Genomic DNA, 15,563 nt, shown 5'->3' with positions numbered 1-15,563 from the left:
AGTTCGGCAACGGATTTTGTAACGGATGTAACGGATGTAACGGATGTAAAGGATAGAAGGAAGTTCGGCAACGGATTTTGTAACGGATGTAACGGATGTAACGGATGTAAAGGATAGAAGGAAGTTCGGCAACGGATTCGCTCGACGGATGTAACGGATGTCAGGAAGAAGGAAAAAGGAAGTTTGTAGGGTGTGCAATGCACATCGGTTGACGAGTGTCAGCAAATTTTTTTACTGGTGACTCTGCCCGCACGGGTCAAGAGATATGGGTAGCATAAACTGGAGCAACTGTCAATACGCTGGCTGCTGCTGGCACAGTTAAAATTTGATTTTTTTTGAACTTGTTTAAGATTAGCAATTAACCGGAATTTCCCATCTCGACAATGTGTTTGAGAGCGTTTAATCGCTCTCTTCCAAAAAGGTTTGTACTCGACCGTTTGGTCTCAAAACAACTCGAATTTTCGGGTTTTTTCCATTAGAAACCGCAGAAACAAACGGCTCGCCAGCTAAGGGCATATTAGCTTTCTCGATATAATCTGCTGCTGCTTTTCCCATCGGCATAATACTTTGAACTGACCCATTTTCATCGATCAGCACGCTGTATTCCAAAGTTTGTTCCATTCCTTCAGGAGGCTTCCAGCGTTCCTCAAAGTAAGTTCTAGCTTCGGAAACTTGAGGAATTGTATCAAATAAAGTGCGGTTTTTTTTGCTGGCCGCCACCTGGTTGTTGTCGTCGGACTCCGCGGTTGGTTGAGTGTCCTCAAGGGCTGGGAGTTCGGTACTGGCGGGGGGGACAATCGGCTCGATGGGGCGGGGGAAGGGTTGCGACGGGGGAACGGGAAATCGGGAAGCAGACAGGGAGGGCGGCAGGGGGGGAGGTACGGCGGGAGCTAGTCTGGGCGGTAATGGGGGCAGCAGGTAGGGTACTGGTGCGGGTGCTTGGGGGCGGCCCTGGGGCGGTTCTTCGGGGGCGGGAATTGTGATTGTTGACCCTTGAGGGAATGCTGGGGCGCTCTGTGGGGCGCTGGCTGCGCTACCGTTGGCGGGAAATAGCAGGGGTGGCTGCTGGATGGGGCTGGGTTTGTTGGTGGGGGGAGTTGGCGCGAGGGCGATGGGGGGTAAGCTGGGGCTGGGAGAGGCGGCGGTGTTGATGGGCGGGGGCGGCAGGGGCGGTAAAGCGGGTGTGGCTGCGGGTGTTGGTGCTGGGGGTGTCGGTAGGGCGGGAACAGGACTGGGGGAAACGCCGGCCGCTAACTGGGGGTTTTCTGGAGCGGTGCTCAATTGTGGATTGGCGGGGGCTGTGGCGGGGGCTGTGGCGGTTTGCGGGGAGGTGGCGGATCGATCGAGCATTTTGATAGTTCCTGTCGTCAGGCCCGCCATCGCGACCAGCATTGCTGCCACCTTGAGCCAGGGTGAGGACAGCGGCCGTTGGGACTCGCGGTTGAGGTTGGGAAGCGCCATCACTTCGGCGGCGCAGTCATCTAGCGCTGTGGCCAAGTCAAACAGTTGCAGGGTGCTCAATGGAACTACTGGCCCGGATTCTGCGGCGCTCAAAGAGCCTAAAAACAAGTTGTGGGCGAGCAAGCCGCGGGGCTCTAAGCGGGGGGGAACCGGAAGGTAGGAAGTTGGGAGAGAGTAGGGGTTGGAAGTTGCTAGTTCGGAAGTGTTGACTGCTCGATCGAATATAACGGCATTAAGCGCGACTTCTGGCGAGTCTGAACCTGCAGGGATATGATCGGTTTGAGAGTTGAGGTTGCTTTCCCAATCGCGGGATTCGCCGAGCAAGTTTTGGACGTAGTTGCTAACAGCTTCGTGGAGGGTTTCGAGTTGAATTCGATCGCCCCTGAGAGTAACGTGTTGGGTATCTGGCAGCCTGGGGTCGTCGAGTCGTAGCTCAAAACTTAAAGATTTAAACACCGGTTGGCCCGCCCAGCGAGATAGAGGCGAACTTTTGGCTGTAATTTCCAGCGTGCAAGTGGGGGGCGTGTACCGTTTGAGAACCATAGCAGGAAGGAAGAAGGAAGAGGGAATAACTATGTTTTATCTGATATTTGGCAGTATTCTCAACAAGCTTTTTTAGCAACAGGCAAGATGCCTGTTCCACAACAAATAAATTTTTTGGTGGAACAGGCATCTTGCCTGTTCCCGATCTTTGTCATTCTCGTTCCCATTATGCTTAGTTTAATTCTTAGCGCGGTCTAGAAGAGCCAGCCAGAGGCGGCGGTGGCCGCCGGGACTGCTGTAAAACAGCAAATCGATCAGGAGTTTGAGGGCCAAATTAGTCAGTTCTCGGCCCGATAAATTTTCTGCATCTTCCATGCGCGAGCCATAAGTGTTGCTGAACCTGTCAATATAATCTCCCAGCAAAGCGATTGTGTGAGGTTCGCGGTTTTGCTCTGCCATTTGTTCGAGCAAAGCAACAGCGCGGCGGATTAAAGCTTGGTGCTGTTTTGCCAAATGACAGCTTATCAAAACGAGCGATCGAGCTTCCTCCACATCTAGTTTTTTGCGCCCTCCGTGGCCTTTCCGCAGCGGGTTAGATTGGCGCAGCCGCCACAAAGCTACCCGATCGGCTACCATTGGCTCTAAATTCAGTTCGGCTGCTACCTTGAGCATCGCCTCTGAGCCAATTTCTGCCAGTGCTTCTAGGGCTAACAGCACTAAATCCAGTTGGGCTTTAATGTTGTCCAACTGGGTAGGTTCTGGTGCTTTTTGGGTCAATTCTTCCCAGTTGGGAGATGGGCCCGTTTCGTTTGTGGGAGCGGAGGACTTTACGGTCGAGCGCATGGCTTCAGCACGGGAAATTAAGACTGGTTGAGGCAGGATATCAAACAGTATGCAGTGATTAAAGCTTTGCGGCCTGTGGGCAACAGCACATCTGTTAATTTGTCTCCATAGCTCGTTGCTTTGATTCCGGCAATCCTAACTGCAGGACGGAGTTGCGGGTGAAAAGTTGCGGTTTCAAGTTCGATCGATCACTATCCGCAAAACCCCTAGATTTTCACCCCTAACCATGCTACGCCACTGGATGCCACAAATCAATGTAAATAAGCGATCGTCACACCTCCACCCCCTTCTTTTTGACTGGCGAGCTCAAAGCGGGAAACCTGCGGATGAGTAGCCAGGAACTCGTGAACGCCACGCCGTAACTGTCCCGTACCTTTGCCGTGAATTATCCACAGCGCACCGTATTCGACTGCTTTGGAGAGAGCTCTGTCTATTTCGATTTCTGCGTCTGAGACTCTCGCACCCCGTAAGTCGATCGAATTATTAGCAGTGCGAATGGCAATTTCGGGATTGGGTTTTGCAGGTTCCGACGCTGCTTGCTTAGCTTTAGCCGTAGCGAGTGCTTGGGCTGCAACCTTGGCTAATTGAGCTTTAGTTTCGGGTTTTTGACCGTCGAGGGATTCAATTTCTCCTAGTTTGACAGTCATTTTCATAATCCCAAACCGAACGCTCAACTCTTCGTTAGCATCGGGGCCGCTGAGGACTTCGGCGGTTTGGCCCAAGCTGGGAATGCGGATGCGATCGCCCACTTTCGGCATAAAACTCGGTTTGGGTTTAGCCGGTTGTTGTCGGGAGGGCAGATGTTTTTGGGAAATTTGATTTAAGGTATCTGTCGCTTGTTGGGCATTTTGAGCCGTCTGGTTGCCCGACTGCAAGCGCCGAATGATTTGAGCAATTTCTGATTTTGCCGACCCTATCGCCTCATTTACTGCCACTTCCTGAGCTATTTTTAGTTCTCGCTCCCGCTCTTGCAAAGCGGCTGCTTTTTGAGAAACTTCTCTGTGCAGTTTTTCGGTTTGGTGTAGCAGTTGAGTTGCTTCTCTGGCCTTGGTTTCCTGTTTCCGGCGCTGTGCTTCGAGTCCCGCAATCACTTGATTGACATCTTGAGACGCTCCCCCGACATAGGTTTGAGCTTCATCGACAATTTCTGGTAGCAAACCGAGTCTTTTGGCAATGGTGAGGGCGTTGGAACGTCCGGGAATTCCCCACAGCAAGCGATAGGTTGGCTGCATGGAATTGTCGTCAAATTCTACTGAGGCATTTTCAAAGCGGGAGTCTTGATATTTGAGGGCTTTGAGTTCGCCAAAGTGGGTAGTTGCAACTGTTAATAGGGAATGTTGGGCGAGATATTGCAACAGGGCGATCGCCAATGCACTGCCTTCTGAGGGGTCTGTCCCCGCTCCTACTTCGTCTAACAAAACTAAAGATTTGGGAATTGGTAATTGGGAATTGGGATTTGGGATTTGGGGTTGGGGAATTTGTAATTTAGGTTTGAGAATTGGGAGAGCAGAAACAGTGCTCTGTGTGTCTGTGACTTCCTCGTCTTGCTGTTGGGAATTAGTAATTGGAAGCTTTGAATTTTCTTCCCCTTCAGCCTGCGATTTATTATGTAAAACTTCTAAAATGCGGCTGATGCGGCGGATATGGCCGGAGAAAGTAGACAAACTTTGCTGCAAAGATTGTTCGTCACCAATATCAGCCAAAATATTGTCGAACCAAGGCAATTCTACGGGTTCGCGGGCGGCAACAAACATTCCGGCTTTTGCCATTAAAGCTGCCAAGCCCAAGGTTTTGAGGGTGACAGTTTTGCCGCCCGTGTTGGGGCCGGTGATGGCGACGACGCGGATGTGCGGCCCGATCGTTAAATCGACCGGCACGACTGGAAAGCCTTGTTCGTGCTGTTGCTGCCAAACTAATAAAGGATGTCGCAACTGGCGCAGGGTAATTTGCGATCGCAGGTTGCGAATTAATAATTGACTGTTTTCTGAGTTTTCCTCATCTTCTTTATCTTCTTTTTCCTCATCTTCTTTTTCGGGATTTTTTGGTGCTAATTCTGGTTCTCCCAATTCGATAAATTTCGGCGGATTTGCTTGCAACCAAAAACTATAACGCGCTTTAGCGGCCGCTAAATCTAAAGTTGTAACTACCACCACCAATCTGTCTAAATCTGGTTTTACTGCTGCGACTTGCTCCGTGAGGGCGCGGCGGACTGCTTCTTCTTCGGCTTGTTCTTGCCGCAGCAACTGCCGCATTTGGTTGTTAAGATTGACTGTATTGTGGGGTTCTACGTATAGTGTCGCGCCGCTGGCCGAGGAGTCGTGAACGATGCCCGGTATGGCATCTTTTTGGGGAGCTTTGACGGGAATGACAAAGCGTCCGCTTCTTTGGGTAATTAGCTGTTCTTGTACGGCGTTGGATTGGCGCTGCAAAATCCCCTGCAATATTTGATAAATGCGATCGCGCAACTGTCGCATTTGAACTCTAATTCCTGCTAATTTAGGAGTGGCTCTGTCTGCTACTTGAGCGCGATCGTCTATACAGCGATGGATTTCTTGCTCTAGTTCGGGATAAGTCCGCAATTGGGCTGCCAGTTCTTTGAGCGTCGGCACATCTGCCTGAGAGTCAATTATCCGGCGCAATTGCCTTGCTCCGGCGAGGGTAGTAGCAATTGCCAGCAATTCTTCGCCGCTGAGCAAACCTTGCAGTTCGGCTCGTTGCAGCGAAGTGCCGATGTCTTGGATTCCTTCAAAACTCAAAGCACCGCCAGCGCGGCTCTCTAACTGATAAGCTTCCTGAGTTTGGGCGAGGAGTTCTGCTGTTTGAGCTTGAGTGGGCGGGATTTCGAGGTCGAGGGCGGCGGCGACGCCGAGTTTGGTGGCCGCGAAGGTAGCCAAGTGCTGACACAGGCGCTGCCATTCTAATAGTTCTAGTGTTTCGGCTTGAATCAAAGTTGAGGTGGTGTTGGTAATTGGCATTCCCAGGCGCTGACCGAGAAGGTGAATTTAACGATACTATTAATTGATTTTAAAGTTTTTTATTGTTTCCTGGGGCAATTTGAGAAAGTATCTGCGATCGCCCTCAGCAGTCTTTCGACCGCAAGCTCTGATGTAACATTAATTACGAAGGAGAAAATTTGCATTTTTGCATTACCCGTCTAAAATTATACCTTCTCGTGATACCCGTCCCCAAAAAATATGCAACTGTAGGCAAGCTCCCAACTATTATTATACACTAAGTCATTACCCATTTTTTACTCGAAAAGATAAAATCTAAAATGGTATGGGCTATTTTGGGTTTTGAGGGAGCGGGGATGGGGAGTTTTTAGATGGAATTGAACTATTTTGGAATTTTAAATCGGTCAGCGCAATTCTGGCGGTTGTATCCTAAAAAGTAATTTGTGGAGATGATAGAAGTATGGCAAAGATTCTGGCGATCATCGCGGATACTGTGACTTTTCAAGTTGTGCAAGAGTTACTCAGCCAAGAGGGACATCAGGTGAGAGTCGCTCCCGACGACAAAGAGGGTTTAGAATTGGCGAGGGAATTGTCCCCGGATGTGATAATTTGCGACGGGACTTCGCCTCAAATCAACTTTTTGGAGGTGTGCCGGCTGGTGAAAGCCGATTCCCTACGGGATAGCTTCGCTTCACGAGAATTGGCGACAGCCTATTTTATTCTGCTGACAACACCGGAGCAATTTGATGAAATTCAAGAATCGGATGCCCCCTTTGACGATTTTCTGTTTAAACCGATAGTTAAGCAGGAATTATTGGCGCGGGTGGGCGCTTCTAAGAAATCGCGCGAGTTGAGGGCGCAGTTGGCTCTCACCCAGCAAGAATTGCAACTGTCGCGCGATCGAATGCTACAAACAGAAAAAATGTCTAGTTTGGGTGAATTGGTGTCTGGGATAGCCCACGAAATTAACAACCCAATTACTTTTATTTACAGCAATCTAACTCACGTCCAAAGCTACGCTACCGATTTAATTGAACTCCTGCGATTGTATCAAAAAGAGCTAGTCAGTCCCGGAGCGGAAATTATGCAAAAACAACAAGATATGGATGTGGAATTCGTACTAGACGATTTATTAAAAATTGTGAGTTCCATGCGTACCGGGAGCGATCGCATCCGCCAAATAATCTTGTCGCTACAGGATTTTTCCCGCAGCGATCGATCGGGCTGGCAGTTATTCGATGTTTCCGACGGTTTAGAAAATACTCTGTTGTTGTTGCAGCACCGCTTGCCGGCTCGCGAGGGAAGGCGAGACATCAAGGTGATCAAACAATTCGGCAATTTGCCACAGATTGAGTGTTATGCAGGTCTGCTCAATCAAGCTTTTCTGAATATCATCAATCACGCGATCGATGTTTTAGAAGAGTCTGCTCAAGAGTTGGCAGAGTTGGAATCAATCAAATTTAAGCCTGTGATTTTGATTAGCACTCAGGTAGTCGATGCTCAGCGAATTTCGATTGAGATTGCGGATAACGACATCGCACATAGCAAAGATATCACAGCCCAAATTTCCGATCCATTTTTGGGAGCAAAACCTGCGGAACCACCCATCTCATCGGGACTTGCTCTCAGCTATCGGATAATTGTAGAGCAGCACAAAGGAGAGTTCAAGTGTTTTTCCGAACCGGGTAAAGGCACTAAAATTCAGATAGAGATTCCGCTGCGTCACAGTTAATTAACAGTATTTACCGTTGGTGGAGCGGGTTTTTGCGATTGTTGGTTTGAGCCTGAGATGATGCTGAATCCGCCCCTACAATGACTGCTTTTTTTTAAAGGTAAAATTTTGTATAGAGAAGGGCAGAAGTTATCGAAAAGAGACTTGAGGTGATATTCAATAGATTTGAAGGAGAGAGGAAGAGGGGCAACCACGGGGGGTTGCCCCTACAAAACACGGTTATGTAGATGTTGTGTGTCTAGGAGTGGAATAACTAAATGGAGACTTGCGCGCCTTGAGTATCGAGGCCGATCGCCCTTACATCTGCCTTTACCTCAAATTCCATCCAAGCAGCCGCCATTTCCCTCACAACCGCATCAGCATTAGTAGCATCCGTTAAAGCCAAAAGCGTTGGGCCGGCACCGCTAATTACCATTCCATAGGCCCCTGCATTCACGGCGGCTTGTTGCACCGCTTCATATCCCCGAATCAGAGATTGCCGGTAAGGTTGGTGAATTTTGTCTTTGAGGGCGCAGCGCAGCCAGTTTTCATTGCCAGTTTCCAAAGCCCGCACTAGCAAACCGAGGTGTGCCGCATTAAAAATCGCGTCAGCCTTGCTGTAATCTGCTGGCAAAACTTTGCGGGCTTCGGCTGTAGACAGTTCAAAATCGGGGATGGCTACCACCGGCACAATATTTGGATGCCAGGGAATATCGCAAATCTCCCAAGAACCCCCCCCCTGCCCCCCCTTACTAAGGGGGGGTGATTCTGTTAGCCCAGCTTCGTTCAGGGGGAGTGGTTCTGTTAGCCCCCCCTTGCTGAGGGGGGGTGATGGTAAAATTTCCGCATCTAAGGGTGATTGTTCTGTTAGCCCCGCTTCACGGAGAGGGAATTCTTCTCTTAGCCCCCCCTTACTAAGGGGGGGTTGGGGGGGTGCATTGCTAGCAGCGAGGCGACATCCTCCTAGTAAAGCGGGGACAACGTTGTCGGGATGTCCTTCAAGTTCGATCGCCAATTGCATCACTTCTACCTGACTCAAAGGCGCACCGGCTAACTCATTTGCACCGACTAACCCACCGACAATAGCTGTGGCGGAACTTCCTAAACCTCTAGCCAGCGGAACTTGCATATCTATATGTATCGCTACAGGGGGCGGCGATTGGTTGAGGCGATCGTATAACTTGAGAAAAGCTTGATAAGCGAGATTGCTGTCGTCTGTCTTGACTTTGGCGGCTTCTTGGCCCGTAACGGTAATTTTTAGTTTCTCGGTTGCTGAGGGTTCGAGTCGGGAGAATTGGAAGCGGTTGTAGAGGCTTAAAGCGGCGCCGATGCAGTCGAATCCTGGGCCTAGGTTGGCGGTTGTGGCGGGTACGGTAACGGTAACGGTGGAATTTTCGGGCATTTTTTGAATAGTTAATTTGGAATGTTTAACCGCCGATGAATGCGGATGAACGCAGATCGAAGGATATTATACTATGTTTTCAAAAGCACTCTATTCTTGCAGCATTTGAAGATGTTTGATAGCATCTTGATAATCGTTGGTATTGCCATCTTTTTGATAAAGTTCCGCTGCTTTTTGATAATCGGCGATCGCCCCCGGTTTGTCTTCTAAGAACTGGCGGACTCTGGCGCGGTTGTAGTAGGCGTCGCCGTAGTTGGGGTTGATTTCAATTGCGCGATCGAAATCTGCTTTAGCTGCTGGATAGTCTTTGAGATTGCGGCCGTGGATGATGCCGCGTTTGTTGTAGGCTTTGGCGTAGTTGGGGTTGAGGCGGATGGCTTCGGTGTAATCGGCGATCGCCCCTTGAATGTCTCCTGCTTCTGATTTGGCTAAAGCGCTGTTAAATAAGTCTTCAGCAGAATTTTGAACAATCGTTTTTTGACCTATTAATATTGCTGAGGATTTAGCAGAGACACCAGGGGATATATTAGCAAAGATAGTAAATATTACTAGAGGAGCAATTAAATTGTCAAGTGATGATTTCATAATTTAGGCAAAAATTCGAGCGACAGAGCAACTAAAACCAGGTAACAAAGGCGAGGTCAATTCATCAGCGCTCAACAGCGTAGCAATGAGCCTTAAACTTGCTTGTTCCCTGCGATAAACTTCTATTTGCTGCAACCGCCAATTCACAATCCAGTATTCCTGTACTCCTCGTACCGAATAGAGTCTGAGTTTCAAATCTCTATCCCGTCTTTCATTGTCTGCACCGAGGGACAATACTTCAACAACTAACTCAGGTGCGGCGGTTAAATGGCCGGCTTCGTCTAGCAAGATAGCCAAGCGTTCATTGCTAATCCAAACCACATCAGGAATAACACAATCTACATCTGTAAAAATAACTCCTGGACTAATTACTGATTCTCCTAATCCTGTTTTTTGTGACCAATTATTTAACTCTATGCAAATGTTACCACAAACTTCTTGATGATTCCAGTGTGCTGCCCATGTCACAAATAACTCTCCATCAATAATTTCGTAACGATCGCCGTTATCGGGCAATAGTTCTAAATCGGCGGTAGTCCAGCGTACTTTATCAGATATTGTCTGGCTCATACAAGCACTCTTGATAGGTGATACAAACATTCTAAACGATCGAGCTTCTTGTCGCTCCACAGCTTGAAACAATCCGGCTACACTGACTTTCGCTTTTTGCAGGCGAGACTCAGAATATTGAAACCCGCCTGGGCGCGGGTTTCGTTTGTGTAGGATCGATTTGCGATCGCCAAATTGTCCGATCGCCCAATTTAAAATTATTTAAAATTTCAAATCGCGCGATTACTTCAAAATAGTTTTAGAAGCAATCCGAGTTTTCTTGCGATCGGCTTCACTCAATTGTTCGCCTGACTGCAAACGAGTAGCAGAGGTTTGGAGCACAGTTGCGGCACTTTTATCGCCCATTTGCAGAGCAGTTTTAGCAGCAGTTTGCAGCATTGTCGCGGCACCGGCTCGATCGCCCTGTTGCAATCGGGTTTCTGCTAGTTGAGTTTGGCGGTATTTAGCCAAAGCTAAAATGTGCTGCTGTACCATCGGGTTAATTGCCGGCTGATAAACTTTCAGGACATTAGCGGAAAGTGCAACGGGATCGGAAAGCAAACCTTGACCAACACTCGGATCGTCGTAGCGAATTTGCAATTGCCCGATCGCCTGTGTACCTTCGGGCAACTGTCCAATATAAATATTAGCCAAAACTACTCGCTCTATATCCTTCATTAAATCTCCCAGGCGCACCATAAAACGATCGCCCTCTTGCTGTACCGGTAATTCGATCGTATCCGGGGCAACTTGGGCGATCGGTTTGAGTTCGGCTAACCGTACTTTTGGCATTAGCGAAAATAGCAAATAAGCATTAGTCAAACCTACACCTTGGATGCGAGTAAATAGTTTGCCAAACTCGTCAACCGCATCTTCGGGACGCTGAATGTGTGCCAGAGCACCGCCGCCAGCATCAGCAATCTTTTCCAAAATATCCTGGTTCCAGTTATCACCAAATCCCAGAGAATTTAAAGTCATGTTGTAGTCAGCAGCCAATTTAGCCAACTTCAAACAGCGGCTGTCGTCGCCGTGTTCGTTTTCGCCGTCAGTCAGCAGAAATGCCTGAGATATAGCTTCTTTTTTGCCTTTGCCCAACTCTTCAATACCTAACTTAATGCCCTCATCAATTGCTGTGCCACCGGCCGAGCGCAATTGCTCAATTTGCCGTTTAATACTGCTGGGATCTCCGACAATTTGATTGGGGACGAGGACTTTGGCTTTATGATCGAAAGCCACCGCGCAAAAGCGATCCCCGGGCTTCAACCTGTCTAGCAACCGTCCGGCGGCTTGTTTGACGGTTTCCAGGGGGCGTCCGCCCATCGAACCGCTGTGGTCGAGAATCAGGCACAGGTTTAAGGGTACGCTGGAGTCGATCGAGCTTGCCGTCGCAGACACCGAAATCGCTAGCTGGCGCTGCGTTGAGGGCGCAGCAGCGTCAAGGTTAGGGTCGTTTAAAACCGGGAGCAAACTAACTTTCATGCGGGATACCTAAAGATTGCGTTAGTATTTCTTTAAGAATAGCTCCATCAGTTCAGGCAACATTTCGGTTATGTCAGTAACCCCGGTCTAAATACACGGGGCTTGTAAGAGAAATCTGGCAAGCCATACTGACCAGACTAAGGCTTAATTGCCTACGTTTTGAGAGTCACGACACCCTGTGGATGCGTAGCTAGTCCCCTGCTCTGTCCGAAGCAATTAAGCAGTTCTAAGGTCACTGGAACAGTGTTGCAGGTCTAACAAGCTCTCGAAACATTGTCGAAGCTAACATTACCCCAGAAATGGGACGCACAACCCGTGCAAAATACTATGCGTACAGGGCTGGGAAGTTTGAGGCGGTAATTGTCCCGTTGAAAGTGCAACACAAAAGCACACACCGAGCCAACCAGTCCCAAGGCGGTAGTCAATCAAAAATGTAAAGCCGTCCTAAAAGGACGGGGTTTCAGACCCATTTTTCTGATGAACACACCCATTAAAGCAGTGCAATCGCCATACTACGGGGAAGGGAACTCTCGGACGCCACCTCCCGATTTGCCATCCCTGTTGCTGAAGGAGCGGATCGTTTATCTAGGGATGCCTCTGGTGCCTGCGGTAACAGAACTGATTATCGCTGAACTGTTGTTCTTGCAGTACGAAGACCCCGAGAAGCCGATCAAAATCTACATCAACTCGACCGGCACTTCTGGTTACAGTGGCGAACCCGTCGGCTTTGAAACAGAAGCCTTCGCTATCTGCGATACGATCAGGTACATTAAGCCGCCCGTACACACTATTTGCCTCGGTTCGGCAATGGGGATGTCTGCGATGCTGTTAGCGGCTGGTACAAAAGGCTTTCGAGCGAGTTTGCCCCACGCTTCGATTGTGTTGCACCAACCCAAGGCTTACACGCGGGGTCAAGCAAGCGACATTCAAATTCGCGCTAAGGAAGTGCTGGCAAATAAAGCGACGATGCTTGATATTTTTGCAAGCTGTACTGGTCAACCGATCGAAAAGATTACTAAAGATATGGATCGGTTGCTGTACCTGACGCCCCAGGAAGCTAAAGAATACGGTTTGATTGATCGCGTTCTTGAAAGTTCTGAAGAATTGCCGAAACCGCTGCCGGCTGGAGTCATCTAACTGGGAATTGGAAATGGGGAATGGGGAATGGGGAATGGGGAATGGGTAATAGGAAATGGGGAATGGGCATGAGTAATAATTAAGGGTTAATGGCTAGTAGTTTCTACCCTGGTTAGTTATTCAATAGTCTTTTTATGACTAACAATTCCCAATTACCGATTCCCAATTACCCATTCCCCATTCCCCAATGCCCAATACCCAATTCCCGATGCCCAATTCCCAATTACCAATTACCAATTACCAACTAAACGGAGTTCCGAATTATGCCTATCGGTGTGCCAAAAGTTCCCTACAAGATGCCGGGGGGTTATGATACTCAGTGGATTAATATCTACGATCGCCTCTACCGGGAACGGATTATTTTCTTGGGCAGGGACGTTGACGATGAAATTGCCAATCAAATCATCGCTGTGATGCTCTATCTTGATTCGGAAGATTCAGGTAAGGATATTATTTTATACATCAATTCCCCAGGCGGGATGGTGTCGGCAGGCATGGCTATTTTTGATACCATGCAGCACATTAAATCAGACGTGGTGACGATTTGTGTGGGCTTGGCTGCTTCGATGGGTTCTTTCCTGTTAGCTGCCGGTGCGAAGGGGAAACGGTTAGCTTTGCCTCACTCGCGCATCATGATTCACCAGCCTTCTGGGGGCACGCGGGGACAAGCAACGGATATTCAGATTGAGGCCAAAGAGATTCTGCGACTGCGCCACCAACTCAACGGTATCTATGCTAAGAATACTGGCAAGCCGATCGAGAAAATCGAGAAGGACATGGATCGCGACTATTTCATGTCCGCTGAGGAAGCCAAGGAATACGGCTTGATTGACAGAGTAATCGAAGATCGTCCGTAAGTTATTTTTGCGCCACCGTAGTGCGGGCAACCCTCGCACTACAACCTAGTTCGCACTAAATTTTGGCAGAATCTTTACATTTAAGGATTCTGCCATATTTAATGGTATTATAAACGCTCATTCATGCTAGATGGATATTGCAGATTATTACCGACAGTTAGGACTGAGGTCTGGTGCCAGTTTATCGCAAGTTAAGGCCTCTTATCGGCAGTTAGCGAGACAGTATCACCCCGATGTGAATCCGGGAAACGAACAGGCTAAAAATAAGTTTATTGCTATTACTGAGGCTTATAAGTTCCTGGTGAAAATTGCCCCCCACAATGTTGCGGAGTCGAAAGTTGCCAATTCAACTGTGCCGCCTACTGCGACACCGCCCGATCAGGGGGTGAAAGCTCAACCGCAGCCAGTTAAGGTGACTCGAAAAGAGGCAGCGGTTCAATCTAATGCGGATCTGTCGCCGGTAGAACAAAAGTTAAAGCAAGATGCTTATTTTGAGTTGCAGCAGTTGCTGAAATATCAGAGGTTCCCACGGGCGATCGCCTTGATTGAGGGTTTGGCCCAGCGGGTTCCCGAAGATTTGGAGGTGCGTCAGTGGCAGGCGATCGCCTATCAGCGCTGGGGACGGCATTTGATCGGAGAAAAGCAGGTTGATAAGGCGAGAATATATTTGAAAAAGGCTGTGAAAACAGATCCTCACAATCGGGCTTTGTGGGCGGAAGTTGAGCGGGATTTTCGCAGGTTGGAACAGATTTATTGAAGCGATGTTGTGTCCCCCTTTTGCAGGGGGTCTCCGTCGTAAAGTTTTAATTTTTCTAATTTTTCTAAAATAACTTGGGTATTTTCAGGTCGGTTTTCCGGTAGCGGTTCCATCAATTCGTCGATCGACTCTAGAAGTAAGGGGTCAATATCTACAGCCTGGTTCCTCCAATTAATTTTACCAGTTTTTTCATTAACGGGAAAGTCGATCGGCTCTATGCCTGTTAATAAATGTACAAAAGTACGCCCTAGGGCAAAAAAGTCCGATCTCACGCCTGCTTTACCTGCAATTTGTTCCGGTGCGGCGTATCCAGCAGAACCTATGGGTGCGGTATCTATATCTGCTTCTGTGGCGGCGCCGAAGTCAATTAATCTCAATTTCCCATTGGCTTCAACCATCAGGTTGGATGGCTTAATATCCCGATGCACTACATGATGTTTGTGGATTTCCTGCAAAATATTGGTAATTTGTTGCAGCCACTCAATAGCGAGATTTTGAGAAACGTACTGTTTTTTAGTTAAGAATTCTGCCAAGTTTTCGCCGCTAATTTTTTCCATTATCAAACAAGACAATTTCTGGAAATTATGGGGAACTTTAATTGGGAAATAACCGTCAGGTTCCACTTGCGGAACTGAACCCTTTCCCGCCAGCCAAATCAAAACTCGCGCTTCTTGCTTGAACAAGCGAACTAAATCGGGATTATGGGTGTGTTTCAAGACTTTTAAAATTTTGACAGTTCCCCATTCGTTTTCCCCGGTTCCCAAATCTTCGACTTCAAAGATGTCTGTGGGGCGTGCGGGATTGGGCGATCGCACTGGTTTAAGGATGCGATAGCGATCGGCAATTAACAAATCTGTACCGCAAGCCTGACACTTTTGAGCAGCAGCAGGATTTTCGCGTTGTTCGCATTGAGGATTGATGCAGTAAATCATACCCTTTTAGATTTTAGATTTTAGATTTTAGATTGGAAATGACTGACGCTGTATCGGTTTAGAGCTTGCTTTTGCATTCTTTTTTGGGAAGTCGTATCACTTTGATTGATAAATTAGCATAAAACACCCAGCAGTTCTGACCTTACTACTGGGTTTATATTTACCGCCCATTTGGGCACGCTATCACATTTAAGTCAAGGATTTAAGATTAATAGCATCGCGCTCTACCGATTGAGCTACCCCCCTGCGTTTGGTAGAGGGGGCTGGATATGAGCCAGCAACCTCGATGATGTTATTTTTTCCTGACATTCGTTGTAGCGATCGGCGGTGAATGCTGAGTTTAGAGTAATAGCTTGCTGTTGAATTTGTACGCAATGCTGCCTCTGCCAATTGGGCTACCCCCCTATTTTGAG

At 48.3% G+C, this 15,563-nt stretch carries 13 protein-coding genes; 4 read left to right on the top strand and 9 right to left on the bottom strand.

The window, feature by feature from the left end; all coding sequences use genetic code 11:
- Positions 1 to 399: 399 nt before the first annotated feature.
- The 3 genes from QUB11_RS01330 to QUB11_RS01320 form a co-directional block, all read right to left on the bottom strand.
- Positions 400 to 2,004 (bottom strand): DUF4335 domain-containing protein, encoded by a 1,605-nt coding sequence (locus QUB11_RS01330; protein WP_333199281.1) that lies wholly within the window; start codon positions 2,002 to 2,004, stop codon positions 400 to 402.
- Positions 2,005 to 2,181: 177 nt separating this feature from the next.
- Positions 2,182 to 2,787: a DUF3038 domain-containing protein gene (locus QUB11_RS01325; protein WP_333199277.1), complete on the bottom strand. Its 606-nt coding sequence runs from the start codon at positions 2,785 to 2,787 to the stop codon at positions 2,182 to 2,184.
- Positions 2,788 to 3,038: 251 nt separating this feature from the next.
- Entirely contained in the window at positions 3,039 to 5,735 is a 2,697-nt protein-coding gene (locus tag QUB11_RS01320; protein ID WP_333199378.1) for an endonuclease MutS2, read from the bottom strand.
- 466 nt (positions 5,736 to 6,201) lie between these two features.
- On the opposite strand from QUB11_RS01320, the gene QUB11_RS01315 reads away from it, so the two are divergent.
- On the top strand, positions 6,202 to 7,473 hold the full coding sequence (locus tag QUB11_RS01315; RefSeq protein WP_333199275.1) for an ATP-binding protein: 1,272 nt from the start codon (positions 6,202 to 6,204) through the stop codon (positions 7,471 to 7,473).
- A gap of 253 nt (positions 7,474 to 7,726) precedes the next feature.
- Here the strand turns inward: QUB11_RS01315 and thrB are convergent, their stop codons facing one another.
- From thrB to QUB11_RS01295, 4 genes are all read right to left on the bottom strand, one after another.
- Positions 7,727 to 8,854 (bottom strand): homoserine kinase, encoded by a 1,128-nt coding sequence (thrB, locus tag QUB11_RS01310; RefSeq protein WP_333199273.1) that lies wholly within the window; start codon positions 8,852 to 8,854, stop codon positions 7,727 to 7,729.
- A gap of 90 nt (positions 8,855 to 8,944) precedes the next feature.
- Positions 8,945 to 9,439, bottom strand: a complete 495-nt coding sequence (locus QUB11_RS01305; protein ID WP_333199270.1) for a tetratricopeptide repeat protein — start codon at positions 9,437 to 9,439, stop codon at positions 8,945 to 8,947.
- A 3-nt stretch (positions 9,440 to 9,442) separates the two neighbouring features.
- A complete protein-coding gene (locus QUB11_RS01300) occupies positions 9,443 to 10,009 on the bottom strand; it encodes a Uma2 family endonuclease (RefSeq protein ID WP_333199268.1) in 567 nt (188 codons plus the stop codon).
- Positions 10,010 to 10,231: 222 nt separating this feature from the next.
- On the bottom strand, positions 10,232 to 11,467 hold the full coding sequence (locus QUB11_RS01295) for a VWA domain-containing protein (RefSeq protein ID WP_333199265.1): 1,236 nt from the start codon (positions 11,465 to 11,467) through the stop codon (positions 10,232 to 10,234).
- 477 nt (positions 11,468 to 11,944) lie between these two features.
- Between QUB11_RS01295 and QUB11_RS01290 the strand changes: the two genes are divergently transcribed.
- The 3 genes from QUB11_RS01290 (at position 11,945) to QUB11_RS01280 (ending at position 14,218) form a co-directional block, all read left to right on the top strand.
- Entirely contained in the window at positions 11,945 to 12,604 is a 660-nt protein-coding gene (locus tag QUB11_RS01290; RefSeq protein ID WP_333199262.1) for an ATP-dependent Clp protease proteolytic subunit, read from the top strand.
- Between the two features lie 263 nt (positions 12,605 to 12,867).
- Positions 12,868 to 13,461, top strand: coding sequence for an ATP-dependent Clp protease proteolytic subunit (locus tag QUB11_RS01285; protein ID WP_333055699.1), 594 nt, complete (start codon positions 12,868 to 12,870; stop codon positions 13,459 to 13,461).
- 130 nt (positions 13,462 to 13,591) lie between these two features.
- Positions 13,592 to 14,218 (top strand): DnaJ domain-containing protein, encoded by a 627-nt coding sequence (locus QUB11_RS01280; RefSeq protein WP_333199259.1) that lies wholly within the window; start codon positions 13,592 to 13,594, stop codon positions 14,216 to 14,218.
- Here QUB11_RS01280 and QUB11_RS01275 read toward each other — a convergent pair.
- The gene (locus QUB11_RS01275) at positions 14,212 to 15,150 is read right to left on the bottom strand and encodes a serine/threonine-protein kinase (protein ID WP_333199257.1); all 939 of its coding nucleotides are present in this window, start codon (positions 15,148 to 15,150) and stop codon (positions 14,212 to 14,214) included. The genes QUB11_RS01280 and QUB11_RS01275 overlap by 7 nt on opposite strands.
- A 189-nt stretch (positions 15,151 to 15,339) precedes the next feature.
- Positions 15,340 to 15,540: a hypothetical protein gene (locus QUB11_RS01270; protein WP_333199255.1), complete on the bottom strand. Its 201-nt coding sequence runs from the start codon at positions 15,538 to 15,540 to the stop codon at positions 15,340 to 15,342.
- Positions 15,541 to 15,563: the final 23 nt, after the last annotated feature.

Origin of the sequence: Microcoleus sp. B6-A1, from assembly GCF_036705085.1 — a bacterium.
Lineage (GTDB): Bacteria > Cyanobacteriota > Cyanobacteriia > Cyanobacteriales > Microcoleaceae > Microcoleus.
This window is presented reverse-complemented; position numbering and strand designations above follow the sequence as displayed.

What these genes read in the sequence shown, in the direction of transcription:
- QUB11_RS01305 (WP_333199270.1), bottom strand. Translation starts at nt 9,439, where the DNA reads ATGAAATCATCACTTGACAATTTAATTGCTCCTCTAGTAATATTTACT.
- thrB (WP_333199273.1), bottom strand. Translation starts at nt 8,854, where the DNA reads ATGCCCGAAAATTCCACCGTTACCGTTACCGTACCCGCCACAACCGCC.
- QUB11_RS01280 (WP_333199259.1), top strand. Translation starts at nt 13,592, where the DNA reads ATGGATATTGCAGATTATTACCGACAGTTAGGACTGAGGTCTGGTGCC.
- QUB11_RS01275 (WP_333199257.1), bottom strand. Translation starts at nt 15,150, where the DNA reads ATGATTTACTGCATCAATCCTCAATGCGAACAACGCGAAAATCCTGCT.
- QUB11_RS01315 (WP_333199275.1), top strand. Translation starts at nt 6,202, where the DNA reads ATGGCAAAGATTCTGGCGATCATCGCGGATACTGTGACTTTTCAAGTT.
- QUB11_RS01300 (WP_333199268.1), bottom strand. Translation starts at nt 10,009, where the DNA reads ATGAGCCAGACAATATCTGATAAAGTACGCTGGACTACCGCCGATTTA.
- QUB11_RS01295 (WP_333199265.1), bottom strand. Translation starts at nt 11,467, where the DNA reads ATGAAAGTTAGTTTGCTCCCGGTTTTAAACGACCCTAACCTTGACGCT.
- QUB11_RS01285 (WP_333055699.1), top strand. Translation starts at nt 12,868, where the DNA reads ATGCCTATCGGTGTGCCAAAAGTTCCCTACAAGATGCCGGGGGGTTAT.
- QUB11_RS01290 (WP_333199262.1), top strand. Translation starts at nt 11,945, where the DNA reads ATGAACACACCCATTAAAGCAGTGCAATCGCCATACTACGGGGAAGGG.
- QUB11_RS01330 (WP_333199281.1), bottom strand. Translation starts at nt 2,004, where the DNA reads ATGGTTCTCAAACGGTACACGCCCCCCACTTGCACGCTGGAAATTACA.
- QUB11_RS01325 (WP_333199277.1), bottom strand. Translation starts at nt 2,787, where the DNA reads ATGCGCTCGACCGTAAAGTCCTCCGCTCCCACAAACGAAACGGGCCCA.